The sequence below is a fragment of the Yoonia sp. R2-816 genome, from assembly GCF_046762905.1.
In the GTDB taxonomy this organism is placed as follows: domain Bacteria; phylum Pseudomonadota; class Alphaproteobacteria; order Rhodobacterales; family Rhodobacteraceae; genus Yoonia.
This window is the reverse complement of the sequence record NZ_JBKQXN010000061.1, coordinates 1-678: the sequence shown is the minus strand read 5'-3', so window position 1 is coordinate 678 and position 678 is coordinate 1. Positions and strand designations below refer to the sequence as shown.

Here is a 678-nt window from a genome sequence, read left to right as displayed (position 1 = left end):
GAACACCAGTGATGCGGGCCTTCTTGTGGGCGGGCTGATGGTCTCCTACGGCACGGGCAGTACGGATGTCAGCTCTGACTTAGGGGACGGGTCGATCGAGACCAGTGGTCTGGGTCTGGGCCTGGCAGCCACGTGGTATGACACGCGCCGGTTCTATGTTGACGGGCAGGTGACAGTGACCTCCTACACCAGCGACCTGACCTCGGACAGGCTTGGGACCCTGACCGAGGGCAACAGCGGGATGGGCTATGCGCTGTCGCTGGAGGCGGGCCAGCAGCTTGATCTGGGCTCCCGGCTGACGGTGACCCCACAATCCCAGCTGAGCCTGTCGTCAGTGACGTTCAGTGACTTCACGAGTGAGGCGCACCAGGAGGCGGTCGCGCTGAGCGCTGCGACCAGCCAGCAGCTGCGGCTTGGACTTGAGGTCGCGGCGCAGGATCCGGGGGACAGTGGCCTCTATGGCGTTATCAACCTGTACCATGAGTTTGGCGCGGGCAGTGAAGTGGAGGTGGCCGGAACGTCCCTGACGACCGAGGGTGGTGGCGCGCGCGACATCGGTATCTGACCGCGCCGAAAGATCTCGACGATACGCATAGGGCCGCCGCAGCAAGGGCACGGCTCGCGCAGGGTGAGAGAGGTCGTCTCGGGTTCCATCTCTTGTTCAGTGGTTTCTTTTTC

Annotated in this window: 1 protein-coding gene; it reads left to right on the top strand. The window is 63.7% G+C overall.

All coding sequences use genetic code 11. From position 1 onward, the window contains the following. On the top strand, nt 1-565 hold a 565-nt coding region (locus ACFWW2_RS01210), incomplete at its 5' end, for an autotransporter outer membrane beta-barrel domain-containing protein (protein WP_393925537.1). Between the last annotated feature and the right edge of the window lie 113 nt (nt 566-678).